The organism is Streptomyces sp. NPDC058650 (assembly GCF_042717315.1).
In the GTDB taxonomy this organism is placed as follows: domain Bacteria; phylum Actinomycetota; class Actinomycetes; order Streptomycetales; family Streptomycetaceae; genus Streptomyces.
The window spans coordinates 136,740-163,676 of sequence record NZ_JBHXRL010000009.1; the positions used below are offsets into that span (position 1 = coordinate 136,740).

General features: G+C 72.7%; 20 protein-coding genes. 13 read left to right on the top strand and 7 right to left on the bottom strand.

Annotated elements, in window-relative coordinates:
• The first annotated feature begins 63 nt into the window (after positions 1–63).
• The 5 genes from ACFWWU_RS18440 to ACFWWU_RS18460 are packed head-to-tail and all read left to right on the top strand — an operon-like array spanning position 64 to position 7,506.
• Positions 64–567, top strand: coding sequence for a hypothetical protein (locus tag ACFWWU_RS18440; RefSeq protein ID WP_384146259.1), 504 nt, complete (start codon positions 64–66; stop codon positions 565–567).
• Positions 537–1,961 (top strand): hypothetical protein, encoded by a 1,425-nt coding sequence (locus ACFWWU_RS18445; protein WP_384146262.1) that lies wholly within the window; start codon positions 537–539, stop codon positions 1,959–1,961. Before ACFWWU_RS18440 ends, ACFWWU_RS18445 begins: the two co-directional genes overlap by 31 nt.
• Positions 1,958–3,343 (top strand): VWA domain-containing protein, encoded by a 1,386-nt coding sequence (locus tag ACFWWU_RS18450; RefSeq protein WP_384146264.1) that lies wholly within the window; start codon positions 1,958–1,960, stop codon positions 3,341–3,343. The genes ACFWWU_RS18445 and ACFWWU_RS18450 overlap by 4 nt, the downstream gene beginning before the upstream one ends.
• A 12-nt stretch (positions 3,344–3,355) precedes the next feature.
• Entirely contained in the window at positions 3,356–4,480 is a 1,125-nt protein-coding gene (locus ACFWWU_RS18455; protein WP_384146268.1) for an AAA family ATPase, read from the top strand.
• Positions 4,477–7,506: a hypothetical protein gene (locus ACFWWU_RS18460; protein ID WP_384146271.1), complete on the top strand. Its 3,030-nt coding sequence runs from the start codon at positions 4,477–4,479 to the stop codon at positions 7,504–7,506. The genes ACFWWU_RS18455 and ACFWWU_RS18460 overlap by 4 nt, the downstream gene beginning before the upstream one ends.
• On the opposite strand, the gene ACFWWU_RS18465 is transcribed toward ACFWWU_RS18460, so the two are convergent.
• The 5 genes from ACFWWU_RS18465 to ACFWWU_RS18485 all read right to left on the bottom strand — a co-directional run bounded on the left by ACFWWU_RS18465 (position 7,487) and on the right by ACFWWU_RS18485 (position 15,277).
• Entirely contained in the window at positions 7,487–9,505 is a 2,019-nt protein-coding gene (locus tag ACFWWU_RS18465; protein WP_384146274.1) for an ABC transporter ATP-binding protein, read from the bottom strand. The two genes, ACFWWU_RS18460 and ACFWWU_RS18465, sit on opposite strands and share 20 nt — an antisense overlap.
• A gap of 300 nt (positions 9,506–9,805) precedes the next feature.
• Positions 9,806–11,083, bottom strand: a complete 1,278-nt coding sequence (locus ACFWWU_RS18470; protein ID WP_384146724.1) for an MFS transporter — start codon at positions 11,081–11,083, stop codon at positions 9,806–9,808.
• A gap of 2 nt (positions 11,084–11,085) precedes the next feature.
• Positions 11,086–12,894 (bottom strand): condensation domain-containing protein, encoded by a 1,809-nt coding sequence (locus ACFWWU_RS18475; RefSeq protein WP_384146278.1) that lies wholly within the window; start codon positions 12,892–12,894, stop codon positions 11,086–11,088.
• On the bottom strand, positions 12,888–14,210 hold the full coding sequence (locus tag ACFWWU_RS18480; RefSeq protein WP_384146281.1) for a DUF6271 family protein: 1,323 nt from the start codon (positions 14,208–14,210) through the stop codon (positions 12,888–12,890). Before ACFWWU_RS18480 ends, ACFWWU_RS18475 begins: the two co-directional genes overlap by 7 nt.
• A complete protein-coding gene (locus ACFWWU_RS18485; RefSeq protein WP_384146284.1) occupies positions 14,192–15,277 on the bottom strand; it encodes a phytanoyl-CoA dioxygenase family protein in 1,086 nt (361 codons plus the stop codon). Before ACFWWU_RS18485 ends, ACFWWU_RS18480 begins: the two co-directional genes overlap by 19 nt.
• Before the next feature lie 327 nt (positions 15,278–15,604).
• Here ACFWWU_RS18485 and ACFWWU_RS18490 point away from each other — a divergent pair, with 327 nt between their 5' ends.
• The 3 genes from ACFWWU_RS18490 to ACFWWU_RS18500 are packed head-to-tail and all read left to right on the top strand — an operon-like array spanning position 15,605 to position 17,464.
• A complete protein-coding gene (locus tag ACFWWU_RS18490) occupies positions 15,605–16,465 on the top strand; it encodes an aminoacyl--tRNA ligase-related protein (protein ID WP_384146287.1) in 861 nt (286 codons plus the stop codon).
• Positions 16,466–16,515: 50 nt separating this feature from the next.
• Positions 16,516–16,779: an acyl carrier protein gene (locus ACFWWU_RS18495; protein WP_384146290.1), complete on the top strand. Its 264-nt coding sequence runs from the start codon at positions 16,516–16,518 to the stop codon at positions 16,777–16,779.
• A gap of 10 nt (positions 16,780–16,789) precedes the next feature.
• On the top strand, positions 16,790–17,464 hold the full coding sequence (locus tag ACFWWU_RS18500; RefSeq protein WP_384146293.1) for a 4'-phosphopantetheinyl transferase family protein: 675 nt from the start codon (positions 16,790–16,792) through the stop codon (positions 17,462–17,464).
• A gap of 192 nt (positions 17,465–17,656) precedes the next feature.
• Here ACFWWU_RS18500 and ACFWWU_RS18505 read toward each other — a convergent pair whose 3' ends face one another.
• Together ACFWWU_RS18505 and ACFWWU_RS18510 are read right to left on the bottom strand one after the other, a co-directional pair.
• On the bottom strand, positions 17,657–18,388 hold the full coding sequence (locus ACFWWU_RS18505) for a hypothetical protein (protein WP_384146296.1): 732 nt from the start codon (positions 18,386–18,388) through the stop codon (positions 17,657–17,659).
• A gap of 94 nt (positions 18,389–18,482) precedes the next feature.
• On the bottom strand, positions 18,483–20,246 hold the full coding sequence (locus ACFWWU_RS18510) for a bifunctional serine/threonine-protein kinase/glutamate ABC transporter substrate-binding protein (RefSeq protein ID WP_384146728.1): 1,764 nt from the start codon (positions 20,244–20,246) through the stop codon (positions 18,483–18,485).
• A 711-nt stretch (positions 20,247–20,957) separates the two neighbouring features.
• Here ACFWWU_RS18510 and ACFWWU_RS18515 point away from each other — a divergent pair.
• The 5 genes from ACFWWU_RS18515 (at position 20,958) to ACFWWU_RS18535 (ending at position 26,873) form a co-directional block, all read left to right on the top strand.
• Complete coding sequence (locus ACFWWU_RS18515) at positions 20,958–21,161, top strand: cold-shock protein (protein WP_024760785.1); 204 nt, start codon at positions 20,958–20,960, stop codon at positions 21,159–21,161.
• Between the two features lie 283 nt (positions 21,162–21,444).
• Entirely contained in the window at positions 21,445–22,881 is a 1,437-nt protein-coding gene (locus ACFWWU_RS18520; RefSeq protein ID WP_384146300.1) for a DEAD/DEAH box helicase, read from the top strand.
• A 173-nt stretch (positions 22,882–23,054) separates the two neighbouring features.
• Positions 23,055–24,335 carry a hypothetical protein gene (locus ACFWWU_RS18525; RefSeq protein ID WP_384146303.1) on the top strand — a complete coding sequence of 427 codons (1,281 nt, stop codon included), beginning with the start codon at positions 23,055–23,057 and terminating at the stop codon, positions 24,333–24,335.
• 51 nt (positions 24,336–24,386) lie between these two features.
• Positions 24,387–25,058: a 4'-phosphopantetheinyl transferase gene (locus ACFWWU_RS18530; RefSeq protein ID WP_384146306.1), complete on the top strand. Its 672-nt coding sequence runs from the start codon at positions 24,387–24,389 to the stop codon at positions 25,056–25,058.
• Positions 25,059–25,145: 87 nt separating this feature from the next.
• Positions 25,146–26,873 (top strand): tetratricopeptide repeat protein, encoded by a 1,728-nt coding sequence (locus ACFWWU_RS18535; RefSeq protein ID WP_384146309.1) that lies wholly within the window; start codon positions 25,146–25,148, stop codon positions 26,871–26,873.
• Positions 26,874–26,937: the final 64 nt, after the last annotated feature.

Genomic DNA, 26,937 nt, shown 5'->3' on the forward strand with positions numbered 1-26,937 from the left:
AGGTTCGTTCCTGTCGCGCCGATCCGGCGTGAACATCCCTTTGACGTGCATGGGAGAGGTGTCTTGACGGTCTGGGAGACGTCGAGCGTGGCGCGGGTCGTACCGCCCGCGCGACCGCGGAAGCTCGCCAAGGTGCCGTTCGTCGAGCTGGCGGACGGGCGGTTGCAGGGTGTCGTGTCCAGCGGGTCCGACATAGGGCGCGTGTACGTGTCCTCGATCGCGGCCGGGACGTACGCGTTCGCGTGCAGCACCAACAACAACCGTCCCTGCGGCGGCGCGCGCGGCGCGTTCTGCAACCACATCCGGACGCTCGTCGGCGAGGCCGTCCTGCCGTACGGCGCCGAGCGCGTCGCCCGCTACCTGAAGGCCGAGACGCCCGGCGAGGAGCCCGACGCCCACGCGCTCGTCTCGGTGATGACCGCCGCGCGCCCCGCCCAGGGCGACACGGCGGCGGCCGCGCCGGTGTTCAGCCGGTTCCTGCGGCACCTGGCCTATCTCGAACGGGAGCCGGTGTCCGTGCCGTTGCCCGAGATGCAGTGGTTCCCGCCGACGAGGGCGGTGGCCTGATGCGTACGGATCTGCTCTCCGACTCCCTGGCCGGACTCGACGAGGCGCTCGCGGCCGTCGACGCCTTCGACCGGGTGCTCGTCGCCGGACTGCTCCGTCCGCAGTCGGCGCAGGCCGACGGCCTCGCCGCGCTCACGGACGCCGTCGCCGGGACGCCGCTGGCCTCCCGCGTCGCCGAGGCCGCCGAGAAGACGGCGGCCGGCGCGGCGGGCGAGGAGCACTTCGTGGCCCTCGCCGCCGCCCGCACCGCCCTCATGGGCTCCGCGCACGACGCGCTCGTCGCCCGCGTCGGGGACGTCACGGGCCGAGCCCGTGCGGAGGCGACCGCACCGGCCGCCGGAGGCGAGGGCCCCGCGGCCAACGTCCTCGCGGCCGCCCGCGCCTGGCTGTGCGACATCGCCCGCGCAGGCTGGCAGGGCATCGACCACGAGCTGGTCGCCGGCGCAGCCCCCGTGGTCTCCGCGATGCTGCCGGACCCGCTGCTTCGGCGTCAGGCCACCCTGCTCGACGGCTTCGCGGCCGAACTGGCCGCCTCCTGCCCGGGTGCCACCCTGGAGCGCGTCCCGGTGCGCCGCTGGGCCGACCTCTGGTCTCGCGCGCTGCTGCTGACCCTGCCGGGGGCCACCCGAATCCCCTCGACGGCCGCCGCGACCGGCCGGCTGCTGCCGCTCGGCGTCGACGTGCAGGAGCACGCGACCGCCGTACAGGCCCAGGTCCACGCGGTGTTCGAGCCCGCCGACGGCGCACCGCCGCGCCTGGTGCGGGCGACGGTGTCCGCGCCCAAGCCGGACACCGTCGTCGGCGCCGGACTCTGGCAGTTGCTCCGCCCGCGGATGTCACTGCTGGCCGCCGTGAGCGAGGGCCGCTCCATGGAGGTCGATGCCATGCCCGTCACCGCCGAGGGCGACCTCGTCTGGGACGACGAGCGGGCCCGGGCGGGGGAGCCCGCCGACCCGTTCGCCACCGCCCGGGTGATCCTGTCCACCGCCTCCGACCCGGTGACCGCCCCGCTGGACCGTCACCCGGTCCGGATCGCCGTGCCCGTCCTCGTCGAGGGGTACGCGGTGGAGCACGACGACGACGGGACGACGGCGTTCGCGGTCGCCGGGCACCGGCTGGCCGTCGACACCGACCGCGTCCCCGCGGCCGGTCCGCTCACCCCGGAGACGGTCGCCGCGTCCGGCGCGTGCATCGGACTCCTCCGCTGGGACGCCGGAGCGTTCGTCCTCCAGCCCCTCGCCGTCGAGACGACGGTGCGGAAGAAGACGGTCGCCGTCCACGCGGGCGCCTGGGCCGGAGGAACCACCGACAAGGCCGGCGTCCGGGCGGAGAAGGCGGCCACGGACTCCGTCGCCGTCCTGCGTGAACGGGCCGGAAGGCTGCTGCGGAAATGACCGACCGCACCGACCCCGCCACCTCTGTCACTGCCGCCGAAGCCGCCGACGCCGTCGACTCCGACGACAACCGCCGTCAGGTCCTCTACTGGCGTCTCCTCGCCCGGCTCTTCGACCACGAGGAGCAGGCCTCTCTGGAGTCCGCGAGCCTCGCCGTCGTCGAGGACATCGGCCTCCCCTCGGCGCTGCTCGACCCGGGCGCGTCCGTCGACTCCGTCGTCCAGCGCCATCCGGAGCTGGCCGACGAGTTCGACGGCCTGATGACCCCGGAGCCCGAACCGGACGACGCCCGCGACCGGGCAGCCGAGGTACGGCGCGCCGCACTCGCCTCGAAGGTCCTGCTCAACGTCTTCTCCACCGGCTCCGGCACCGTCTCCGCCGGTCAGCTGGCGCGCTGGCAGTCGGACGCCGGTTGGCTGGAGCGCGCGCTCGGCTGCCCGCCCGGCGGGCTGCGCGGCGGCCGGGCGGCCGGAGCGGGCCTCACCGGTGGCGGTCTCGGAGCCGAACTCGGCGCCGTCGAGGCGGACCTGGTCCAGCGCATGCACCTGCGCGAGGTACTGGCGGATCCCGCGCTCGCGGCCAAGCTCACCCCGAGCATGTCCCTGATCGAGCAGCTCCTGCGCGACAAGGGCAACCTCTCCGGCATTGCCCTGGCCAACGCCAAGTCCCTCATCCGGCGTTACGTCGACGAGGTCGCCGAGGTCCTGCGGACACAGGTGGAGAAGGCGACCGTCGGCGAGCTGGACCGCTCGGTCCCGCCCAAGCGGGTCTTCCGGAACCTCGACATCGACCGCACCATCTGGAAGAACCTCACCAACTGGAGCCCGGAGGAGGAGCGACTCTACGTCGACCGCCTCTACTACCGGCACACCGTCCGCAGGACCACGCCCCAGCGGCTGGTCGTCGTCGTGGACCAGTCCGGTTCCATGGTCGACTCGATGGTCAACTGCACCATCCTGGCCTCGATCTTCGCGGGACTGCCGAAGGTGGACGTCCACCTCATCGCGTACGACACCCGCGCGATCGACCTCACTCCCTGGGTGCACGACCCGTTCGACGTCCTGCTCCGCACCAACCTCGGCGGCGGCAACGACGGGCCGGTCGCCATGGCCATGGCCCGGCCGAAGATCGCCGAACCCAAGAACACCGTCATGGTGTGGATCTCCGACTTCTACGAGTTCGACCGCTCCCAGCCGCTCTTCGAGGGCATCGAGGCGGTCCACCGGTCCGGGGTGCGGTTCATCCCCGTCGGCTCGGTCACCAGCTCCGGACGGCAGGAGGTCAACCCCTGGTTCCGCGAGCGGTTCAAGGCGCTCGGCACCCCGGTGGTCTCCGGCCACATCGACAAGCTCGTCCACGAACTCAAGACCTTCCTCACCTGAGAGGCCCTTCGCATGTCCGACCTGCTCCGTTCTCCCGCCGAGATCAAGTACGCCGAGGAACTCGACTGGCTGGAGTCGATCGACGACAACCCCAAGCCGTTCTCCTGGCGCCTGTCCCCGAAGATGGTCCGCCTCTTCATCCTCGGCTCCGAGCGCGCCGACGGCCTTGACCGGGAGGTGACGCAGAAGTGGTTCGGCGACCGCAGCTTCGTCGAGCGCTCCATCGTCACCCTCGCCTCCGACCGGGGCCTGCTGCTCATCGGCGACCCCGGCACCGGCAAGAGCTGGCTCGCCGAGCTCCTCTCGGCCGCGATCAGCCGCAACTCCACCCTGGTGGTGCAGGGCACCGCCGGCACCACCGAGGACCACATCAAGTACTCCTGGAACGTCTCCATGGTCATCGCCAAGGGCCAGTCCCGGGAGTCGATGATCCCGTCGCCGATCATGACCGCGATGGAGACCGGCACCATCGGCCGCTTCGAGGAGCTGACCCGCTCCACCAGCGACGTGCAGGACGCGCTCATCTCGATCCTCTCCGAGAAGTACGTCTCCGTCCCCGAGCTGGAGAGCGACGGCGGCGGCGACAACATCGTCTTCGCGAAGCCGGGCTTCTCCATCATCGCCACCGCCAACAGCCGCGACCGCGGCGTCAACGACCTGTCCTCCGCGCTCAAGCGCCGCTTCAACTTCGTCCGCATCCCGGTCGTGACCAACAAGAAGAGCGAGGCCGAGATCGTCCGGTTCCGCACCGAGGAGCTGCTGCGCCGGCACCAGATCGACCTGGACGTGCCGCCCACCCTCCTCGACGTCCTCCTCCAGAGCTTCGCCGATCTCCGCGCCTCCGCCGCGGCGGCGGGCAGCGACGACGAGAAGCTGGAGTCCGCGCTGTCCACCGCCGAACAGATCGGCGTTCTCGAAGACGCCGTCCTCCACAGCAACTTCTTCGGTGAGCGCGCCCTGACCGCCCGTACCCTCGCCGCCTCGCTCGTCGGCTCCCTCGCCCGCCGCGAGCCCGAGGACCTCGCCATCCTCAACAAGTACCTGCACGGCGTCGTCGAGCCGCGCGGCAAGGAGGAAGGCGGCTCCTGGCCCGAGTTCCTGGAGGGCGGTCGCGACGCGATCGCCAAGCTGGCATGAGCGCGGCCCCCGAGACCCCGTTCGCCGCACTGCGGGGTCAACTCCACGAAGCGGCCACCGAGTTCGCCGGTGGAGGGGACGCCCTGGAAGGCATCCTCCTCGGCATGGTCGACGACGTCGACCGGGCAGCGGGCGAACCGCTGGAGATCTTCCCCGTCTGCCACCACTCGCCCGCGTCGGCGCTCGCCATGGCCCGCCGGCTGCGCGAGAAGCAGCCGAAGGTCGTGTACCTGGAGCTGTGCGAGGACATGGCGCCGCTCCTGACCGAGCTGCGCAACTGCCGGCTGCCCGTCGCCGTGCAGGCGTTCGCCAGCGAGATCGACGGCTTCCCGCCCGACTGGGCCCCGCTGTCCGTCGTCGCGCCGATCACCGAGGCCTCCGCCGAGTACCAGGCCATCGCGTACGCCCTCGACACCCCCGGCGTGGAACTGGTCCTCGTCGACCGCTCCTCCGACCACGTCTTCCAGTGGGACGCCCGGCACGACCGGGCCGGGGACCCGGACGGGGCGGACGAGAACGCCGCCGGCGCGGCGGCCCCGAGGGCGAAGCCCGCGGAGACCGAGGCGGAGGCGGCGCTCCACGGCGAGGCCGTCGGCGTCGAGATCGGCGACCTGCGGCCGCGCTTCGCCGAGCTGGAGGAGCACCTCCTCCGCCACGGCAAGGTCCGCCACTGGTCGGAGTGGTGGCACCAGTACGTCGAGGTACCGCTCGGCGACAGCGACCACGACACCTACCGCCAGGTCATGTTCCTCATCGGCAGCCTGTTCCGGCGACTCGCCCCGGGCGACGGGGACCGGGTCCGCGTCGACGAGTACCGCGAGCGGTACATGTGGACCCGGATGCGGGAGCACCTGGCCGCGACCGGCACCGACCCGGCGGACTGTCTGTACGTGTGCGGCGCCTTCCACGCCGCGAGCCGCGTCGACGAGTTCGGCGTGGACGGCACCAGCGGCACCAGCGGCACCGACGGCACCAGCGGCACCAGCGGCACCAACGGTGCTACCGGTACCGACGGCACCACCGGCTTCACGATCTCCCCACGGACCGCCACCACCTGGCAGTACGGGCTGATCCCGTCCAGCCACTCCGCGATCGAGGCGCAGTTCGGTCTCGCCCCCGGGTCGGTGTCGATCGCCGCGACGCAGTGGGGGAAGAACCTCAAGCGCACCCGGGTGAAGCCGTACCGCCTGGAAGGCCAGGCCGGCACGAAGAAGCCGGCCCCGACGAAGGCGGTGGCGAAGGCCGCCGCGCCCGTCGTGCCCGTGGGCGCGGACGACCGGCTCTCCGGCTTCCTGCGCCGGCCGCCGGTCGTCGACACCCTGGACGAGGCCGAACTGCTCGGCTGGTCCGTGGACATCGTCCGGGCGGCCCGCCGCAGCGGCTACCTGGCCTCGACCGCCGACGCGATCGCCGTCTTCGAGACGTCGATCCTGCTGGCCGGCATGCGGGACCGGGCCAAGCCGACGCCGTACGACTTCCAGGACGCGGCCGTCACCTGCATCGAGAAGGACTCGGTGCCGGGGCGCCGGGACGTGCGCCGCCTCGTCGAGATCATGATGGGCGGCGACCGGATCGGTCAGGTCGGCTACGACGCGCTGCCACCCCTCGCGCGCGACGTGCACGACCGGCTGGCACCGCTGGAGCTGAACCTCCAGCAGCGCGGCGTGCGGCGCGCCCTCCTCGACATGGCGTCCGAGCCGGACCTCCGGGCCTGCTCCGACGTCCTGTGGATGCTGCGCCGCCTGATGCCGCCCGGCGCCGCCCGGCCCATCATGGGAGAGCGGCGGCTCGGCGAGCGGTCGATCCAGGAGTCGTGGGACCTGTCCCTCGGCACCCACCAGCGGGCGCTCATCGAGCTCGGATACGAGGGCGTGAGCCTCGAACAGGTCTTGGAGCAGCGCCTGCGGCGCACCGCGTACGGACCACAGACGACGACCGCTCAGGTCCTGGCGGCGGTCGAGGACGCGACGCTGTACCTCGGCGGCCGGCGCCTCGCCGACGAGCTGGGCACCCGCGCCCTGGAGGTCCTGGCGGCCGAGCGCACGGTGGACGGGGCACCGGAGGTGCTGCGCCGGGTGCGCGGCCTCCTCGCGTACTACCGGACGAGCGAAGCGGTGCTGCCGCCGTGGATCGAGTCCTTCGTCAGAACCGGCTACGCGCACTACTGCACCCTCCTGCCGACCGCGTTCCGGGACGAGGAGGCGACGGCCGGGCAGGTGGCCGCGATGCTGGGCTTCCTGTTCAGCATGGAGAGCCTGGCGCTCTCCCTGGGGTGTGACCGGACGCAGCTCGAACTGTCGGTCGCGCAGTCGCACCCGCAGGACCCGGCGAAGACGGCACTGCTGTGGGCGGCGCAGGTGCAGCTCGGCACGCTCTCCAGAGCCGAGCTGCGGGCACGGTGCGACGAGCTCCTCGGCAACCCCCTGGTGGTGCCCTCCTACCCGCGCTACCTCAGCGGCTTCGTCCACGCGCTCGAACCGGTGCCGGGACTCGCGGACGTCGTGGTGGAGGCCGTGTCGAACGCCTTCGGGCGGCTGCCGGACGCCGTCCTGCTGCCGTGGCTGCCGGTGCTCATCACCACGCTCCGGTCGAACGCGGCGGAGCTGGCACCGCTGCTCATCCGCGAGGCGGGCCGTATCTTCCCGGCCCGGCTCGCCGCCCTGGACTCCTGGGTCCCGCCGTGGCGGCAGCAACCGTCCACCCCCTCGGCGTCCCGCGTCCGCCCGCACTCCACGACCCCACTGGGAGCGAAGCTGCTGCCGGCGCATCCCGACACCTGCGACGCGCTCGCGGAGCTGCTGGGCTGCACGGACGCATGGACGTCGACGGACGGACCGCCTCCGCACCCACAGGGCGCGGCCCTGCTGCCCGCGCACCCGGAGACCTGCGACGCGGTGGCGGAGCTGTTGGGCTGCGAGGAGGGCTGGACCCCGACGGGCCCAGCCCCGCACCACCCGCTTCTCACTGACCGTCACCCGGACACGGCAGAAGCGGTGGCGTCCCTCCTCACGGCCTCGTGTCCGTAGGGGACTCGGCGCTCGCGCGCCCGCCCTGGGAAGGGACGGAGGGGCGGACGAACTGCCGGGCCTGGAGTTCGTACGCCTCGCGGAAGGCACCCGTGCCGGTGGCGGGGTCCATCAGTTCCGCGAAGGTCCCGGCCTCCACGACCCGGCCCTCCTCCATCACGTAGATGAGGTCCGCGTGGGCCACGCTGTGCAGACGGTGGGTGATCAGGATCGTGGTCTGGCCGGTGCCCGCGAGGCGGTGGATCTGGTCGAAGACCCGCTGCTCGGCGGCCGGGTCGAGGGCGCTCGTCGGTTCGTCCACGATCAGGACCCGGCCGTCGCGGTACCGCGCCCGGGCGAGGCCGATCTTCTGCCACTGTCCGCCGGAGATCTCCTGGCCGCCCCGGTAGCCGCGCGCCAGGAGCGTGTCCAGACCCCGGGGGAGCCCCTTGACGACGTCGTCCGCGCCCGCGTACGCCGCCGCGGCCCCGATCGGCGCGTCGTCGAGCGGGCCCCCGGGCCGGCCGATGCCGATGTTCACGCGGGCGGTGAAGGGCCAGCGATGGAAGTTCTGCGCGACCATCGCGACACGGTCGAAGACCTGCGCCCGGCAGGCCCGCGCCGTGTCGACCCCGCCCCAGGTCACCCGGCCGTCGTCCGGGAGGTAGAGCCCGCAGAGCAGGCGGGTGACCGTGGTCTTGCCCGAGCCGTTCCTGCCGACGAACGCGACCGTCCTGCCCCGGGGGATGACCAGGTCGACCTCGCTCAGGGACGGCTTCTCCGCTCCCGGATAGGTGAAGGTGACCTTCTCGAACCGGATCTCGTCGACCTCCTCGGGCAGGTCCACCCCGGTGGCGGGGATCTCGCGGCGGACCGCCTCCTCGCAGAGGGTCTCCAGATCGGCCACGAACAGCGACTCCTCCTGTACGTCGGTGACCCGCAGCACCAGATCGGTGATGCTCGCCGAACCCGTACGGATCGCGAGGACGGCCGTGCCGCCGACGGCGAGCGCCATGTGCCCGTCCCACAGGAGCAGCCCGAGCACGACGTACGTGCCGACGGTGGCCAGCCCGCGCGCCGCGTCCGCCGTCAGTCCCGTACGGGCACCGATCCACGCCAGCCGGGTCTGCTCCCGCTCGCTGGTCTCCGCCATGCCCCGGAAGTGTTCGAGCAGGAACGGACCCACGTCGTGGACCCGGACCTCTCCCGCCGCCTGCTGGTCGATCAGCAGCCGGCTGATCAGCTGCGCGGCCCGCGCGTGCTGCACGAACCGGTGCCAGCTCACGTACCGTGCCCGCGCCATCGTCAGCGAACTCCACGCGCTCGGCAGCGCCATGGCGATCAGCAGGGGCAGCAGCAAGGGGTGCAGGACGGTCAGGACGCCGGCGGCCGCGACGAGCGAGATCGCCGAGGTGACCACGGCCGTGCAGTAACCGACCATCCGGCGCGACGACTCCGCACCCCACTGGGCGGAGTCCATCAGCTTGTGGAAGGCGTCGTCCTCGATGGCCTCCAGCTCGACCCGGGCGACCAGGCCCAAGTACCGCTCCGTGGCGACCCGTTGCACCTTGGGCTCCAGGATCCCGGTGGCCGCCGCGGAGGCCGACTTCCCCGCGGAGGCGAGCACCGCGAGGACGGCGACGACGACGAGGGAGGGCAGCGCGGAGCGCAGCCGCTCGACGGTGCTGCCCTGGGCGAGGAGCTCGACCAGGATCGCGTTCACGGCGATCAGCGACACCGCCTGGGTGACACCCCGCCCGAACTCGGCTGCCACGACCGTGTACAGAGCCCGGCGGTCGGCTTCGCGGGCCAGTCGCACGGCGATCCCGACCTGTCGGGGAAGCGAGAGCGCCATGGCGCGCAGGCTCAGCTTCAGCCAGACGCCGTGGTGCTGGCTCCAGCCGAAGTCGTACGCGAGTTCCCCGCCGAACAGCAGCCGTTCGGAGGCGGAGGGGCCGCCGTCGGCGGTGTCCTGATCCGGTGGGGTGGGTGTCGTCGGCGGGGTGGGGGAGGGATGCATGGTGTCCTCCGTCGCTGAGCCGTCCGGGTGTCGCCCGGATGTCATGCGGCTCAACGAAACGGCGGCAATTTCGAACACGCGTCTTTCGGACGTGTCGCGATCCGCATGGCAGAGCGAAAACCCGAGCATGCCGGGTACACCGACCCTTGCCGGAGGAGGGCCGTGCCCGGAGGCGCGCATGGCCGAAACGCCGAGGGCGGGCCGCCCGTGCGCACCCGCCCCCGTACCGCCACCCGCCCCGGCACCGTCACCCGCCCCGGTCCCGCCGCTCGACCCCCGTACCGCCTCCCGCCGCGTACGTCAGCGGCCTCCGCCGCCGTCGTCGTGCGCCGCGCCGTCATCCTCCGGGGCTCGGCCGAGCGCGCGGACGGCCGGGACGCAGAGCATGACGCCGAGGAACACGACACCCGTCACGGCGGAGAAGAGCAGCACCCGGTCGGCACCGAAGGTCTCCGCCGCCGGCCCGGCCAGTGCCCGCCCCAGCGGGATCACCATGATGGAGCCGGCGATGTCGTAGGCGGAGACGCGGCTGAGGACGGCCAGCGGGATGTGGGACTGCACACTGGTCGCCCACATGACTCCCCAGAAGGCGAAGCCGCAGCCGGCCACGACGCCGGTGACCGCCGTGAGCGTGAACGACCAGCCGAGAGCGGGAGCCAAGGGGTTGAGCGAGAAGAAGAGCATGGCGAGGGCGCCCGCGACGAGCGGGCGGCGGGGCTTGACGCGCATGCCGAGCAGACCGCCGACGATCGTGCCGGCCCCGTCGGCCGAGGCGATCCAGCCGTAGCCGCTCGCCCCGTGCTGTTCGGTGAGCAGCGCGGCGCCCAGCGGCAGGGCCGGGCCGAAGACGAACAGGCCGTAGACCGCCCAGACGGCGATGACGCCCCACAGCCAGGACCGGGACCGGAACTCGTGCCAGCCCGTGGCCAGCCGCTGCCACAGCGGGTCGGCACTGTCGTCCTTGGCGGTGCTCAGCTTCCGCAGGGGCGCGAGCCCCAGCGCGCTGAGCGCGTAGGCCGCCGCGATGACCAGGAAGGATCCCGCCACGTCCCAGTAGGCGACGAGGAGGCCCGCGAGACCGGGGCCGAGCAGGGTGCAGATCGCCTCGGAGATCCGCAGGAGCGCGTTGGCCCGCTGGATGTCCTCGGCGACCTGGGGGACCATGCTCGCCAGGCCGGGCTGGAACATGGCCGTCGCGGCGCCGCTGAGCGCGAGCAGCGCCATGATGTGCCAGAGCCGCACCCCGCCCGCGGCGAGGAGCGCCGCGAGCGCGAGCATGGCGACCAGGCGCACCACGTCGGCCCCGACCATCATCACCTGCGGGGTGAACCGGTCGGCGAGGACGCCGCCGACGAGGACCAGCAGGACGATCGGCGCCATCCACGCGGCCAGCGCGTAACCGACGCCGCTGGCCCCGTAGCCCGCACCGAGGACGGCGGTCGTGAGCGAGACCATCAGCATGCCGTCGGCGAGCAGCGACGCGCTGCGGGCCGTGAAGAACAGCCGGAAGCGGCTCGACCGCCACGGGCTGGGAAGCGGGTCCGGCTTCTGCCGGACGGTCACACCATCGGTATCCATCGTCATGTCGCATCCGCCGGTTCCCGGCCGGTCCCTTCCGAGAGAATCTGCTGCCGGAGCCAGGCGCCGCTCCGGTCGGTCTCCGCCGGCGGGCCCTGGACGATCACGTACCGGCGGGGAGCCAGCAGCCCGGGACGGCCGGGGAGGACGTCCATGAACGCGGCGTGGGCGCCCGCGGGAGTCAGGGGCGCGCCCCCGGAGGCGATGTACGCGGTGAGGCCCCGCCCGGTGTCTTCCTCGGGCGATCCGCCGGCGCGCGGGGGATCCGTCGTGACGTGTACGGGTACGCCGTCGAGGGCCCGGCTCAGGGCCTCCGCCACGGCGGGCGGCGAGACCCAGGAGCCGTCCACCCGCTCCCAGTCCGCGCCGCGCTCGACCGGCCGGACCCCCGTCACCTCGGTGAGCGCGTCCAGCGGTACGTCCCCGGTGGCGGCCGCCTCCAGGAGACGCACCAGGCCGAGGAGGAAGCCCTCCGCCTGCTCCCGGGTGAACAGCGCGGGGTCCGCCCACATGCCGAGGCGTAGCAGGGGGTCCGTCTCGTGGACGAAGGTCAGGACGCGGGTCGGCAGCACCTGGTCCTCGCCCCAACTGAGCTCCAGCTCAGGGCCGATGACGGCACCGTCGCCGGGGGAGGAGGGGCCGTGGGCGGAAGGGAGCGTGGAGGGCAGCGCGGTGGGCAGGGTGCTCACGTCGTTGAAGGCCACATCGCGGGTGAACCGGCTGCCGCGCTCGAAGGTCGCCCTGCCGATCATCTCCCACAGGCTCACGGCGTCGAACCGGCTGTGCCGGTAGGCGTTGAGCGCGGCTCCCCAGGCCTTGCCGAGGAGGACGTCGAAGGAGGGGACCCGGACGTCGAGGCAGAGCAGGGCGTCCTGGGACAGGGTGTTCACCGAGCGGGCCAGGCGGGGCTCGTACCGGTTGGAGGTCGGGACGGCGGTCACGCAGGCCGGCTGGTCCGTACGGTGCGCGAGGAGCGCGCACCAGGCCGTGAGCAGCACCGTCGACGGCAGGCCGCCGGTGCGCTCCGCCACGAGGGCCAGGGCGCGGGCGCCGCGCCGCGACCGGAGCGTGAGCTGCGGCGCGCGGACCTCGGTGCCCTCGGCGCCCGGTTCCGCGAACATGGCCTGCGGTCCGGTGCGGATGATCCGCTCCCAGTACCCCAGCGACGCCGCGGACTTACGGAGCCCGGCCGGGGCCGCCTCCTCGGCGGCGAGGCCGAGTGGCGTGAGCGCCGTCAGCGGAGGGAGCGTGTCGCCGGCCAGCAGGGCGAGCCATTCCTCCTTGAGGACGGCGAGCGCGCTGATGTCCGTGACCGCGTGGCTGGCCGCGAGCGCGGCGAACACCGGCGCGCCGTCGACGGCGACCAGGGACACCCGGAGGGGGAAGTCCCGGTCCAGGTGGAAACGCTCGTCACGGGCGTCGCGCGCCAACGACTCGGCGTATCGGGCGGGTTCGCCGGGGAGTTCGTCGTGGTCGAGGACGGTGACCGTGAACGTGCCCGCGGCGGAGACGACTTGCTCGCGAGGGGCGGAGCCCGGGGCGTGGGGGAACGTGGTGCGCAGCGCCTCGTGCCGGACCGCGAGGGCGCGCAGGGCGTCGACGGCCGCGTCCATCCCGGTCCCGGCGGGCGTCGGCCACACATCGTGGATGTTGATGTGCGCGGGCTCGTCCCGCAGGATGCAGCGGATCATGTTGGCCTGCCCCATCGTGACGGGGCCCCGGCGCTCCTCGCCGCCCGCGTACGCGACGGTGACGGTACGGGCTCGGGCGTGCCTCTCCTTGAGCCGCGAGGTCTCTCGCTCGCTCACCATGTGATGCCTTTCACGGACTTCGTGGAGTCGGTCAGCGGGCCCCAGGCGTCGATGAGGAGGGCGAATTCCTCCATGTCGGCGCGGGCCTCGTCGAGGAGTCGCTCGCGCTCGGCGGCGAGGACGTCGGCGGCTCCGGCGTAGCGGCCGCCGAGCTTGCGGAACGAGCGGTCGATGACGTCGAGTCGCTCGGCGCTCTCGACGCGGTCCAGCCGGGTGCTGTCCCTGACGAACCCGGCGACGGCGGACGCGTGGACGTGGCCGTCGGCGTCGAGCAACTCCGCTCCGGCGGCCGCCATCTGCTCGTACACGGCGCTGAAGTACGGCGTCGAGAGGAGGAACTTCGCGAGCCGCCGCTGGTAGGCGAGGAAGCCCGCGTCGGAACGACGCTCGTTCGTATGGAAGTTGATGATGTGGCGGTTGTGCAGGACCGCGGGCAGCCGGGCGTCGTGGACGAGGTGGATGAGGAAGTAGTCGCTGCCGATGGTGTCGGTGGCGGGAGGCAGCGGCACCCGGCCGTAGACCTCGCGGGTGAAGCCGATGTTGCACATGTCGACACGCGTGGGGCTGACGCGGGTGAGCGTGGTGAGGTCGCTCGTGAAGGGGGTGGTCCCGGCTCCGCGGAACGACTCCGCGATGAGGTGCCTGCGCCAGATCTCCGGATGGCCGTCGGGGACCGACAGGCCGACGACGTCGTCGTAGACGGCGGGATCGAGCCGGCGGATCTCCGCGACGTCCACGGACATCTCGCCGACGAAGGAGCCGCCGACCATGGCCACCGGCCGGTCCGCGCACGCGGGATCGAGCCTGCTCCGCGACACGAGCCCGGCCACGTCGGCGGCCCGCCGCCCCAGGGACGTCAGCTCGTGGTGGATCGGGAAGACCGGTTCGCCGCCATCCGGGCCCTCGGAGTGGATCTGGTAGCGGCTGTCGGAGTCCCGGCGGTGGACCGACGCGCAGCCCAGGGCCTCGGCGATCAGGAAGGCGCGGTTGGTGCAGGCACCGTAGGACACACGGGACGGCAGCATCAGGTCGAGCACCCGGTCGGGTGCGGCGACGCCGGACCGCGTGATCACCTCCCGCAGGAAGGTCCGCTGCTCGGTCTCGTCGAGGTGGTGGACGACCACGCCGGGCGCCGGGGGCAGACCGTCCACCGTCTCGCGGTGTTCGGCGAGCACCGGTGCCTCGGAGGAGTCCAGGACCAGGAGGTGCACCTCGACGCCGAACCGGCGGGCGCCGTAGGCGGCCTCCTCGGCGACGGCCCTGAGGGTTCCGGAGCAGGCCCGGTTGGTGGGGAGGGTCAGACAGACACGGCGCACGCCGGTTCTCCGCTCTGACGGTCCGCTGCCGTGTCGTGCCACGAGGTGAGACCGAGGAGGCGGCTGCCGAGCCCGGTCAGTTCGGCCGTGGGGTAGCGCTTGGACTCGTGCAGCACCGGATCGCCGACGAGCGTGCGGTTCCAGCGCGGGGTCCGCAGGTGCCGCCAGGATTCGACACGGGAGCGCCGCAGCCTCTCGTGCTCCTCGAGCGCCGGCATCATCGACAGGTACTGGACCGCCCGCACCCCGTTCTCGGAGGCGTTGCGCGCCACGCCGTGGGCGAGGAGGCCGTTCCAGATCAGCAGGTCGCCGGGGTGGAGTTCGGGCCGCTCGACGGGGAACTCGGTCCGGTCCACGGCGGGACGGAGGGGGTCCCGGCCGGCCGGCTGGGCGATCCTCCACTCCTCGAACCGCCGGAAGAGCTCCGGGTCGCACTGGAACCCGCCGGTCTCGGGCCGGGTGTCGTTGAGCGCGATGATCCCCTGCACCCGTTGCGGCGGGACGCCGAGCGTGGTGTCGATGTCCCAGTGCAACTCGATGTCGAAGCCCCGGTCGGTGGGCTCGATCAGGGCGCGGTCACGGTTCCCGACGTTGGGCGGGTTGAGGTTGAGCCGGTCCAGGGTGACCCACAGCTCCTCGCAGTCCCACACGTCGACGAAGGCGTCGTACACGCGCTGGGACTGGCGGCTGTTCCAGAGCAGTTGGTGGTGGTACGCCTCGACGAAGCCGTACACGTGCAGCTGTTGGTCCAGCTCGGAGCGGAACGGCCGGTCCTCGTACCAGCTGTCCGGCCGGTCCGGGTCCAGCCCTTGGAAGTCCCAGGTGAAGTCGAGGAGCCGCCTGGCGTCCGCCGCCGCGATGGCCTCCCGGACGATGACGTATCCGTACGTCTGCCAGTGGGCGAAGTCCTCCTCGGACAGCACCCGCAGGGGGCGGGACTTCTTCAGCTCCCGCAGGGTGGTCTGGGCCAGATAGGACTCGCCGTCCGCGCTGAAGTACGGAAGGTCCGACGCCGCCCGGTGCAGCCGGGGACGGCGCGAGCGGCCGTGGGGAGCGGGGGTCGTCATGTGGTCCCTCCAAAACGGGAGTCAGGGCCGAGGACGGGCGCTGCCGATTACGCAGCAGCATTGGTTTAGACCATAGCTGCTGTCAAGTGTCGGCTTGATATGCACAGTTGACTTGTCCGGAAGATCAAAACGAACTCTTGACGACGTGCACCGGCCCGCCGACTTTGGTCTAGACAAGTCGCGAAGGGCTGGCCTAGGGTCCATTCCCCGGACGTACGGACCGTCGCGACAGCGCCGTCAGCGCCGCCACCGTCACGTCGTGGAGATGCGTCCTGCCCGCCTGCCGACGCCCCCGACTGTTCGCCCACGCTGAGAGGGAGCGGTTCCATGAGTACAAGCAGCAGCACAGCCCTGCCGGACGGCGGCCTGAGGAGCCCGGGTCCGGGTCTGCTCACGCTGGACCCGGTCCACACCGCCCTGCTGCACGGCCTCGACGCCCTGCTGACCGGTCTGGCCGCGCGCCTCTCCGCCCCCGAGGTGGTCGGTCCGCCGCTGCTGTCCGTGGAGGGCCTGGCCCGGCTGGACTACTTCCGCAACTTCCCCCATCTCGGTGTCTCCGCAGGGCGGTTCACCCCCGAGGCGCTCGACGGCCTGGCGGCCGGCGAGAATCCGGGAGAGCTGCCGCTCCGGCCGACCGGGCACCTGCTGCCCTCCGCCACCTGCTACGGCCTGCTGCTCTCCCTGGAGGGCCGGGACGTCGGCGAGGACGGGCTGCGGCTCTCCGCCACCGGCCGCTGCTTCCGCAACGAGACCCACTACGACGGGCTGCGACGCCTGTGGGGCTTCCACATGCGGGAAGTCCTGTACCTCGGTACCAAGCAGGGTGCGGTCGAACACCTGGAGAAGGGCGCGGAGTTCGTTCAGGAAGTGGCCGGGCTCCTGGGTCTCGACCTGACCCGCGCCACGGCCGACGACCCGTTCTACGACCGGGGCGGCTCCCGCGCCCGCCTCATGGCGCTCGACCCGGTCAAGCACGAGTTCAGCGCCCCGGACGGCACGGCCATCGCCTCCGTGAACCGGCACCGCAACTTCTTCGGCGAGCGGCTGGACATCCGGGCGGGCGCCGAGGGACCCGCGTACAGCGCCTGCGTCGCCTTCGGCGTCGAACGCTGGGTGCACGCGATGATCCTCGCCCACGGCACCCCGGAGCAGGCCCTCGTACGACTCCGCGCCGCCCAGGCCGCCTGAACCGAGCGCAACGACAGGAACACCCGTACCAGCAAGGAGTGACCCGCACCATGGAACGCATCGCCGAGTGGCTCCACGAGAAGAACCCCGGCCTCGACGGCCCGATCGACGTCGACGAGGACCTCATCGAGGCCCGGCTCATCGACTCGATGGACTTCCTGGAGTTCATCGACCTCCTGGAGGAGATCTCCGGCGACACCATCGACCTCCAGGAAGTCACCATCGACGACTTCCGCACGCTCAGCCGCGTGGAGCGGCGCTTTCTGACCCCGTCCGCGACGGCCGCCGCCCCCGGTGCGACCGCCGCGGGGTGAGCACGCGCACGTGACCGGGGGTGGCCCGCTGCCGGGCCGGGACTCCCGTACGGGCCTGGTCGCCGTCGCCACCACCGGCGAAGTCCTCGCCCACCCGCGGCTGCACGAGGGACTGCTCGAACCGTGGGAGCTGCGCCGGCTGGACGCGGTCCGCGTGCCGAGCCGCCGGGACGACGTCCTGGCCGCACGGCTGCTGCTGCGGCTGTGCGTCGCCCGGTTCACCGGGGGTTCACCGGAGGAGTCGGCACCCGCCCAGTACTGCACCGGGTGCGGGCGGACCGGCCACGGCCGCCCGTACCTGCGGGACCACCCCGGCGTGGGTATCAGCCTGAGCCACGCCGACGGGCTGGTCGCGGCGGCCGTCGGCCCCGGCGCCGTCGGCGTCGACGTGGAGCCCTCCACGCGCAGGCCGGGCCCCCTGTCGGTACTGAGCCGGATCCTGCCCGAGGCCGACGTACGGGCGGCAGCCGGCGGGCCTGACCCGGGCGCGGCCCTGCTCCGCCTGTGGGTGCGCGCGGAAGCGCTGCTGAAAGCCGGCGGGGAAGCCCGCCGGCTCCTCGAATGGACGGACCCGCACCGGGCGGCCGTGGCGGCGATGGCCGCCGCCACCCCCGCGAAGGCGTTCACGCTCGACCAGGAGGTCGTGGACCGCCCGAGCCGGACCGCTCGTGATCGATACAGCTAGGGCCTGTCGTTTGGATCATGCCGGGCTCGCGGCGCCTGGCACCGCGCCTCGCCGCGTTGTCGTCACTCGCCGACGTCCCCCGTAGCCCTTCGGGCACGGGAGGTACCCCCACCACGTCGACTCCCTCCTCCGCCTTGCGATGCACGGCACCAGACCCCGCTCCCTGATCCGGCCTGATCCAAACGACAGACCCTAGGCCGCGGAACCCCAGGCCGTGGTCAGCCCGTCCAGCCACGCGGGCGGCAGTTCGGCGGCGTCCCACTCCTCGTGCAGCGTCTCCGGCGCGGCGGCGAGCCGCTCCAGGACGGCGACGCTGGTGGGGGAGTGGACGAGCGAATAGCGGCCGTGGATCGCGATCGCGCTGCCGGGGCCGTACTCCGCGTACAACCGCTCCAGGCGCGCGTGATGGGTCGTGGAGAACTCCGTCAGACGGCCCGGGTACCCCGCGCGCTGGCGGGGGCTCATCGTGCCGAGGACGGCGGTGAGCACCTGCTCGGTGGCGTCGGGGTCCAGGTCGGAGACCTCGGTGTACGAGAGGTAGAGCGGCGTGATCGCGACCTTCGCCCGCTCCATCTCCGCCCGCCCGACGGGGGAACGCTCGTCGGGCGACGACACCGTCGGATCGGGGGCGAGGGCGTGGCGCAGCGTGCGCTCGGCGATGTCCGCGAGTGCGTCGGCGACGGCCCGGGTGCCGTCCCGCCAGCCGGCCTCGTAGAGCTCGCCCTTGTCTCCCGGCCCGCTCCGTCCGCTGTCGCCGATCTCGGTGTGGGCGAGGGCGAGGGCGCCGGCCTCCACGAGCCCGATGAGTTCCTCGGCGTCGCCGGACCAGACCCCGGCCCTGGCCAGGAGCTGGAGGAGCGTTCTCTTGGCGTTGAGGACGCTGGCCGCGTCCAGCTGCTGCCGTCCTTCGTCCGCGGCGTTCATGGGCTCCTCCTCACCCTGGGACGGGACACACGCCCCGCACCGGACACTAGCAGCGGACGATCACCCGAACACGAGACCCGAAGGCCGCGCCCGGCTACCGCAGCGGCGGCGGCGCGTCCGCGCGCAGGAGCGGAAGGTTCCGCTGGACTGCGGCCTGCCAGGAGCCGTCGGAGACCATCTGCTCCAGCGCGGACCGGACCTTCGACGTGAGCGGGCTGCCCTTCGGGAGGCCGATGCCGTACGGCTCGTCGGTCGTGCGGAAGCCGGCGAGCCTGAACCTGCCCTTGAACGCCGCCTGGGCGGCGTAGCCGGCGAGGAGCGAGTCGTCGGTGGTGACGGCGTCGACGGCGCCGGACGCCAGATCGTCGACACAGCGCGCGTAACCGTCGTACTCCCGGAGCTGCGCCTGCGGGGCGAGCGTCCGGACGTTGAGCGCGGAGGTGGAGCCCACGGCCGAGCAGACCTTCCGGCCGTTCAGGTCCGCCGGGCGCGTCACGGCGGTGTCGGCCGCCCGCAGCAGGACGTCCTGATGGGCCACGAGATAGGGGCCGACGAAGTCGACGCGCCGCTTCCGCTGGTCGTTGACCGTGTACGTGGCCACGACGAGGTCGACCTCACCGCCGGTGAGGAGGGACTCGCGGGTGGCGCTCCTGGCCTCCTTCCACGTGACGTCGGCGAGGTCGTGACCGAGCGCGCGGGCGACGTACGCGGCCACGTCCACGTCGAAGCCCGAGAAGGTGCCGTCCGGGTTCTTCCAGCCGAGCCCGGGCTGGTCGAACTTGATCCCGATGGTGATCCCGGAGCCACCGGCGGGTGCGCCTGTCGACGTCGACGCGGACGGGGACGCGGGCGCCGACGGCACCACGGAGGACGGCGCGCCGCCCGCCTTCCCGCCGTCATCGCCACCGTCACCGTCGCCGTCGGGCAGCAGCGACCAGACGAGTACGCCGCCGAGCGCCACGGCGGCGACGGCCCCCGCGTACACCGTGACCCGCCGCTTGCCGGGCTTCCCGGGCTTCCCGGGCGGAGCGGCGGGGAGGGGCGGAGCCAACGGGTACGAGGTGGGGGCGCCGGCCGCGGCGGGTGGCGGCGCCGGGGTCTCCGCCTCCGCGAGCAGCCGGTCCAACGTCTCGGCGTCCGGTCGCGCCGCGGGGTCCCGGACCAGGACGTCCGTCAGGACCCGCGCCAGGGCTCCCGCGTTCCGCGGCGGCGGCACGTCCTCGCCGAGGACGGCGGCGAGGGTCGCCAGCGTGTTGGCCCGCCGCAGCGGATGGTGCCCCTCCACCGCGACGTACAGCATCATCGCCAGCGACCAGAGGTCGGCGGCCGGGCCGCCCTCCTCGCCGCCGACCCGCTCGGGCGCCATGTAGTCGGGGGTGCCGATGATCGAACCGGCGGCGGTGAGCGCCGTCGCGCCGTGCACCGCCGCGATCCCGAAGTCGGTGAGGACCGGCCGGCCGTCCGGTCGCAGCAGGACGTTGGCGGGCTTGATGTCCCGGTGCTGGATGCCCGCCGCGTGCGCCGCCCGCAGCCCGGACAGCACCCCGCGCCCCAGCGTGGCCGTCTCGGTCGGCGACAGCGGACCCCGGTCGAGCCGGTCCTGGAGGGAGCCGCCGGTGACCAGCTCCATGACGAGCCAGGGGTACGTGTCCTCGCCGCCGTCCACGATGTGATGGATGGTCGCCACGTGCGGATGGGCGATACGGGCGAGGGCTCTCGCCTCGCGCAGGACGCGGGCGCGCAGGGCGCGGGCGCCCTCGGGGTCGTACTCCGCCAGCGCGGGGTCGGGCGGGCGCACCTCCTTGAGGGCGACGTCGCGGTGCAGCGCCGTGTCCCGCGCCCGCCACACCGTTCCCATGCCGCCACCGCCGAGCCGTGCCACCAGCTCGAACCGACCGTCGACCACTCGCGCCACGCAGCCCCCTCACCCCGAACCCGTCCCGACTCTGCCACATCGTCCTGGAGCGAGGGGAGTTGACCGAGGGCTCAGAGCTCCCGGTGGTAGTGGGCGAGGGCGGCGAACGCGACCGCAGGCTCCCACGGCAGGCCGGGACAAGGCCGGACCGAGGCCGCCGTCGAGGACCTTCACCATGCCGTGGCCGACGAGGCCGAGGTCGTCACGGTGCCCCTCCGTCGGGCCGGTGCACATGGCCGGACACCCGCGGGTCACGATCGTCGCCGTCCTCGGCCGCTTCCACGAGAGCGGCGTCGCCGTCTTCCTCGGCCTGGTGATCACCGTACGGCGCTGCGCGAGGCGCGCGGGACGACGCGGGACGGGGTCACAGGCGTGCGGTGGCGGGGCCACGGGCGGGCGGTGGCAGGGCCGCGGGGGCCCGGCCGACACGCGAATCGAAGAAGTTCCGCCCCAAAGAGCCCTCCGGCCCATTACGTGATACAGTAGTTATCAGTTGCAGTTGTGGTTCCCATAGACTTCAAGTGCTTAGGCGGGTTCGTTACCGTCAGAGCACTTTTTGTATTTTCGGTGCTTTTTCCGGACGGGGCAATCATCGCGGCGACGCCGGGATTCGCGCAGTGTGAATTCCGGGTAATGCCTCGAAGGAGATATCGCATGGCTACCGGCACCGTTAAGTGGTTCAACTCGGAAAAGGGCTTCGGCTTCATCGAGCAGGAGGGTGGAGGCCCCGACGTCTTCGCCCACTACTCGAACATCGCGTCCTCCGGCTTCCGTGAGCTGCAGGAGGGCCAGAAGGTGAACTTCGACGTCACGCAGGGCCAGAAGGGCCCGCAGGCGGAGAACATCACCCCCGCCTAAGCTTGACGCTTGACGCAGCCGGTGCCCCCCACCCCCAGGGTGGGGGGCACCGGCCGTCGCCGTTTTACCGGGTCTGCAACCCGCCGCCGGCCGTAGGCCGCTGCCCGGCAGGTCCCCGGCATTCCGACACCGGATCCCGTGACGTGGTACCGCATCGCACGGATATGCCCGGATCCGTACAGGTACTGTTCTCGGCCCGTTCCTGCAATTCCTCCGGCGCATTCACGCCGTGGATTCCTCGATACGCGCCGCATCTCCGCATCGCCGCATCGAGGAAGGCCCCATGAACCGCTCGGACCGTACGAACGACACCCGCCGCCCCGCCCCCGTCAAGGGTGAGTTCGCGCTACCGGACACCATCACGCCGGCCCTGCCGCCCGCCGACACCTTCGACGCCATGGAACTCCCCGCGGAGCTCCTGCGGACGCTGACCGACCTCGGCGTCACCACCCCGTTCCCGATCCAGGCCGCGACCCTGCCGAACGCCCTCGCGGGACGCGACGTCCTGGGCCGCGCGCGCACCGGCTCCGGCAAGACGCTCGCCTTCGGCCTCGCGCTCCTCACCCGGACGGCCGGCCGACGCGCCGACGCCAAGAAGCCGCTTGCCCTGGTCCTCGTCCCCACGCGTGAGCTCGCCCAGCAGATCACCGCCGCCATCGAGCCGTACGCCAAGGCCCTGAAGCTGCGGACGGCGACCGTCTTCGGCGGCGTGTCGATCAACAAGCAGGTCGTCGCACTGAGAGAGGGCGCCGAGGTCGTCGTCGCCACCCCCGGGCGCCTCATGGACCTCGTCGAGCGCCGCGACTGCCACCTCGACCAGGTGCGGATCACCGTCCTCGACGAGGCCGACCAGATGACCGACCTCGGCTTCATGCCCCAGGTCACCGAGCTGCTCGACCAGGTGGCGCCCGGCGGGCAGCACCTGCTCTTCTCGGCCACCCTCGACCACAACGTCGACCGGCTGGTCCGGGAGTACCTCGACGACCCGGTGGTCCACTCCGTCGACCCCTCGGCCGGCGCCGTCACCACGATGGAACACCACGTCCTCCAGGTCCACGGACCCGACAAGTACGCCACCGCCACGGAGATCGCCGCCCGGGACGGCCGGGTGCTCATGTTCCTGGACACCAAGCACGCCGTCGACCGGTTCACCCGCCACCTCCTCGGCAGCGGGGTCCGCGCGGCGGCGCTGCACGGCGGCAAGTCGCAGCCGCAGCGGATCCACACCCTGGAGCGGTTCAGGACCGGCGCAGTCACCGTCCTCGTCGCGACGAACGTCGCGGCCCGCGGCATCCACATCGAGGACCTCGACCTCGTCGTCAACGTCGACCCGCCCGCCGACCACAAGGACTACCTGCACCGCGGCGGCCGTACGGCGCGGGCCGGTGAGTCCGGCAGCGTCGTCACCCTGGTCACGCCGGACCAGCGCAAGGACGTGGCCCGCCTCATGACCGACGCGGGCATCCGGCCGCAGATCACCCCGGTCCGCTCGGGCGAGGCCGAACTGACCCGGATCACCGGCGCCAAGACCCCCTCCGGCGTCGCCATCGGAGGCAACGCGCCCGTCACCCCCGAACGCTCCCAGCGCGGCGCTGCCTTCCGCGGCATGGGCACCGTCCCCGGCAAGCCCGGCCGCGCCAAGAACGAATCCCGCCGCTCCGCCGAGGCCCGCAAGCAGGCCGAGGCCCGCCAGGCCGCCCGGATCCGGCGCGGCGCCTAAGGGCCGGAGGGGGCCGGTCCGCCCAACAGGCCCCGTACGGACGGGTCCTGTTGGGCGGACCGGTCTTGCTTCCGCGCCGGAGTCGTGATCGTATGTCCCGTCTGTTTCATGATCATGACTATGGGGGGTTACGAATGACCGGGAACATGGATCGACGTTCGCTCATACGCGGAATGGCGACGGCCGGCGCGGGCGCCGCGGGCGCTCTGGCGCTCGGCGGGAGCCCGGCATACGCCGCCGGCGCGGGGGACGACCCGTACAGCGTCGACGTCATCAGCAAGGGCGCGGACCCGACCGGCGCCACCGCCAGCGACGCCGCCTTCCGCGCGGCCGCCGCGGAGGTGCTCGCCTCCTTCCAGCCGGACCCGATCTCGGGGGCCGTCCCGAAGAAGGTGCTGGTCATCCCGCCGGGCACCTACCTGCTGACCCAGCCCGACTCGCTCCTGCCCAACGTGAACGGCGAGGGCGGCGGTGGCATCGTCGACGGCATCTCGATCACCGGCTACGGCAAGCGGCTGTCCCGCATCGTGTACGCGCCGACCGCGAACGACACGACGCTGTGGACCAACTACCAGCGCTACAAGAACATCCGGATCTCCGGGCTGACCTTCACCAGCGAGAACGCCACGTCGAGCTTCAACTACGCCTACTCCTCGGCCGCCTACGGCGTGCAGGACACCTGGTACACCGACGTGGAGTGGCGCGGCAGCTGGAAGCGCGGCATCGGCCTCGACGGCCCGGCCACTACCTCCAACCTGAACAGCGAGATGGGCTGGGACCGTTGCCAGGTCGGCGGCTCCTACTCCGACGCGTTCCTCGTCATGGGGATGACCCCGGCCGCGACCCAGCAGGACCAGTTCCTCAACTACTGGTTCCGCGACTGCAAGGTCGAGTACCAGTCCGGTGTGTTCGTGAAGAACAACCGCGGCGGCTCGATGAACTTCATCGGCGGCTCCTACATCCTCACCGACGCCGCGTCGAACGGCACCTTCTTCCAGCTCACCTCGGACGCGCCCACCCGGGCCGACTCCACCATGCGCCTGTACGCCCAGGGCATCCGCTTCGAGCTGCGCGGCCTCGGCCACAAGGTGATCGACTCCCGCTGGTACAAGGGCAGCATCAGCTTCGTGTCGTGCGACGACACCGCGCTGAGCTTCAAGTCGTGGGCGCCGGACGCCGTCACGCACACGTACGCCTTCAACGCGAACGGCGACCGCGGCCCGACGGTCCGCTACACCGACTGTGCGCTGATGGGCTCGCACCAGGTGGGGACCAGCGCCGTCGCCACCACCGCCGGCAAGCTGATCTACGACGGATGCCGATTCATCGACATGACGGCCGCGACCGGCGCCACCGGCTTCCTCCGGTGGACCGGGACGACCGCGCCCCGCTACGAGATCCGCGACTGCCTCGGCGGTGCGAACTACGTCGCGGACGTGAAGAACCCGGCCTGACGGTCCGGCCCGTCACCACCCCGTGATCACCCCGTACGCGGAGGGAACACCATGATCGGCGAGCTCGTGCCCGGGTCGGTCGCCACGGCGTGGCGCCTCGACGACTCCGAACAGGTCACGCTCTTCCCCGAGGAGACGGCGCTCGTCGCCAACTCGGTCGAGAAGCGGCGGCAGGAGTTCGCCACCGTCCGGCTCTGCGCGCGGCTCGCGCTGGGCCGGTTCGGGGTGCCCGTGGGGCCCCTGACACCGGGCCCGCGCGGGGAGCCACGGTGGCCGGCGGGCATCGCGGGAAGCATGACCCACTGCGACGGCTACCGGGCCGCCGCGGTGGCCCGGTCGACGGACGTCGTGTCGCTCGGCATAGACGCCGAGCCGGCCGAGCCCCTGCCGGACGGCGTCCTCGGGGTGGTGTCCCTGCCCGAGGAACGCCGTCACCTGACCGCCCTGGACGCCAGGGACCCGGGGGTCCCCTGGGAGAAGCTCCTCTTCAGCGCCAAGGAGAGCGTCTTCAAGACCTGGTACCCGCTGACCGGACGCGAGCTGGACTTCGACGAGGCGGTGGTCGAGTTCACCCCGGACGACGGGAACGGTCGCGCGGGCACCTTCGACGCGCGGCTGCTCGTACCCGGGCCGATGGTCGGGGGCGCCCCGCGGGAGCACTTCACCGGGCGCTGGCTCGCCCGGGGCGGACTGGTGATCACGGCGATCGTCCTGACCCGGTAACACGCCCCGGCGGGCGGTCTCTTCACCGGGAATTCACGGGCGTCGGGGATCGTTGCTCCCCCATCCTTTCGGGCAAGGGGGAGCGCCATGCCGTACGGGGAGACACCGGAGCCGGACCGGACGGACGAGGCCGAGCGGACCGTCGCCGCGCTGCGGCGCGCGGCGGCCGCCGACCCCGCCCGCCACCTCCCCGAACTCGCCTACGCCCTCCTGGTCTTGGGGTCCCTGCTCGCCGGCGACCCGGACCGCCACGAGGAGTCCATCGACGTCCTGGGCGAGGCGGCCCGGGTGTACCGGGGCCTGGCCGATGGCGCGCCGGATCCCCATCTCGCCGGCCTGGCGGTAGCGTTGCACCGGCAGGCCCTCGGTCTCGGCGTCGTGGGGCGGCGCGAGGAGGCGCGCACGGTGGCGCGTGAAGCCGTCGCGCACTGGCGCCGGATCGTGGCGGCGCGAGTCGACGGCAGCCGCGGGGAACTGGCCGCCGCTCTGGTGAACCTCGGCAACCAGCTCGCCGAGACGGGACGCCACCACGAGGCGCTCGACCGGATCACCGAAGCCGTCGAGATACGACGCTCACTCGTCGACCCGGCGAGCGGAGCCGGCCGCCACGAACTCGCCTCCGTCCTCGGGGACCTCGGCATCAAACTGGGCGAGATGGGCCGTCAGCCCGAGGCCCTCGACGCGCTGCGAGCGGCGGTCGACACGTACCGCGAGAGCGAGACCGAGAGCGCCTCCGCGGGTCGGGCGCGCAGGCCCGGGGCTCGGGACACGGGGGAGCTCGCCGAGCACGCGGCGGTCGCCTTCGCGGCGGCCCGCACCCTCACCGGCCTCGGGCGTACCCGGGAGGCCGGCCCCTACTTCGCCGAAGTGGCGGCGCTCCGCGCCGAGATCGCCGCGCGCGAGCCCCGGGCCATCATCCTCCTCGACCGTCTCCTCGGCGGCCACGGCTACCGGGTCGGCCGGGAGGGAGGGATCGAAAGGGAGGGCGCCGATCCCCTCGGTGAGGTCGACCGGCTCACCGCACGCGGTCTGGCCCTGGCGGATTCCGGCCGGGTGGACCTCGCCGCGGAACCCTTGACCGAGGCCGTGGCGCTCGCCCGCGCGGCAGCCGCCGACGGCGGCACCCGCAGCGTCGTCGCCCTGGCCCGGACCCTGCACAACCTCGGTCTGGTACGAGCCTGGGCCGGCCGACGCACGGAGGCGCTCGAAGCCGCCGACGAGGCCGTCCACCTCTGCAGGCGCCGGCTCTCCGCCGCGCCGGACACCGTCCGGCCCCTCCTCGCCGAGGCCGCGGACAGCCTGGGCAGCCGACTCGCGGTCCTCGGGCGCCACCGCGACGCCGTCGCGCCCGCGACGGAGGCAGTGGCGCTCTACCGGCAACTCGCGCACACCGACCCGGTCGCGTACGAGGGCGAGCTCGCCCGTGCGCTGAACAACCTCGGCATCCGGCTCACCGACAGCGACGGGCACGCCGAGGCGCTCGCCGTCGCGGAGCAGGCAGCCGACCTCCAGCGCCGCCTCCACCGCCGCGACCCGGCGACGCACCTTCCCGGCCTCCTCCACGCCCTGTCCAACCTCGCGCTCCGGCTGGCCCGCGTCGAACGGCCCGACGACGCCGTGCGCGCCACGACGGAGGCCGTTCGGCTGCTGGGGTCGCTGGACCGGATCCACCCGAGCAACGACGTCGCCGCGCTCGCGGACTCGCTCGCCTGGCTCGCCTGGTACCTGCGCAAGCGCGGCCACCGCGAAGCCGCCCGTGAGACGGCGCGGGCGGCGGAGGACCTGCGCCGCCGCGGGCCGAAGCCGGGAAGGTGACCGACAGGAGCGGGAATCCGGGCCGGGCGGTCGCGGCGGGGCGGTCCCGACAGGACAGGGGAAC

Excerpts from the sequence above, each read along its gene's own strand:
- ACFWWU_RS18485 (WP_384146284.1), bottom strand. The coding sequence starts at position 15,277 with ATGACGACCCCCGCTCCCCACGGCCGCTCGCGCCGTCCCCGGCTGCAC.
- ACFWWU_RS18510 (WP_384146728.1), bottom strand. The coding sequence starts at position 20,246 with ATGGGAACGGTGTGGCGGGCGCGGGACACGGCGCTGCACCGCGACGTC.
- ACFWWU_RS18455 (WP_384146268.1), top strand. The coding sequence starts at position 3,356 with ATGTCCGACCTGCTCCGTTCTCCCGCCGAGATCAAGTACGCCGAGGAA.
- ACFWWU_RS18490 (WP_384146287.1), top strand. The coding sequence starts at position 15,605 with ATGAGTACAAGCAGCAGCACAGCCCTGCCGGACGGCGGCCTGAGGAGC.
- ACFWWU_RS18505 (WP_384146296.1), bottom strand. The coding sequence starts at position 18,388 with ATGAACGCCGCGGACGAAGGACGGCAGCAGCTGGACGCGGCCAGCGTC.
- ACFWWU_RS18515 (WP_024760785.1), top strand. The coding sequence starts at position 20,958 with ATGGCTACCGGCACCGTTAAGTGGTTCAACTCGGAAAAGGGCTTCGGC.
- ACFWWU_RS18495 (WP_384146290.1), top strand. The coding sequence starts at position 16,516 with ATGGAACGCATCGCCGAGTGGCTCCACGAGAAGAACCCCGGCCTCGAC.
- ACFWWU_RS18475 (WP_384146278.1), bottom strand. The coding sequence starts at position 12,894 with ATGGTGAGCGAGCGAGAGACCTCGCGGCTCAAGGAGAGGCACGCCCGA.
- ACFWWU_RS18470 (WP_384146724.1), bottom strand. The coding sequence starts at position 11,083 with ATGGATACCGATGGTGTGACCGTCCGGCAGAAGCCGGACCCGCTTCCC.
- ACFWWU_RS18465 (WP_384146274.1), bottom strand. The coding sequence starts at position 9,505 with ATGCATCCCTCCCCCACCCCGCCGACGACACCCACCCCACCGGATCAG.
- ACFWWU_RS18450 (WP_384146264.1), top strand. The coding sequence starts at position 1,958 with ATGACCGACCGCACCGACCCCGCCACCTCTGTCACTGCCGCCGAAGCC.
- ACFWWU_RS18525 (WP_384146303.1), top strand. The coding sequence starts at position 23,055 with ATGGCGACGGCCGGCGCGGGCGCCGCGGGCGCTCTGGCGCTCGGCGGG.
- ACFWWU_RS18520 (WP_384146300.1), top strand. The coding sequence starts at position 21,445 with ATGAACCGCTCGGACCGTACGAACGACACCCGCCGCCCCGCCCCCGTC.
- ACFWWU_RS18530 (WP_384146306.1), top strand. The coding sequence starts at position 24,387 with ATGATCGGCGAGCTCGTGCCCGGGTCGGTCGCCACGGCGTGGCGCCTC.
- ACFWWU_RS18535 (WP_384146309.1), top strand. The coding sequence starts at position 25,146 with ATGCCGTACGGGGAGACACCGGAGCCGGACCGGACGGACGAGGCCGAG.
- ACFWWU_RS18460 (WP_384146271.1), top strand. The coding sequence starts at position 4,477 with ATGAGCGCGGCCCCCGAGACCCCGTTCGCCGCACTGCGGGGTCAACTC.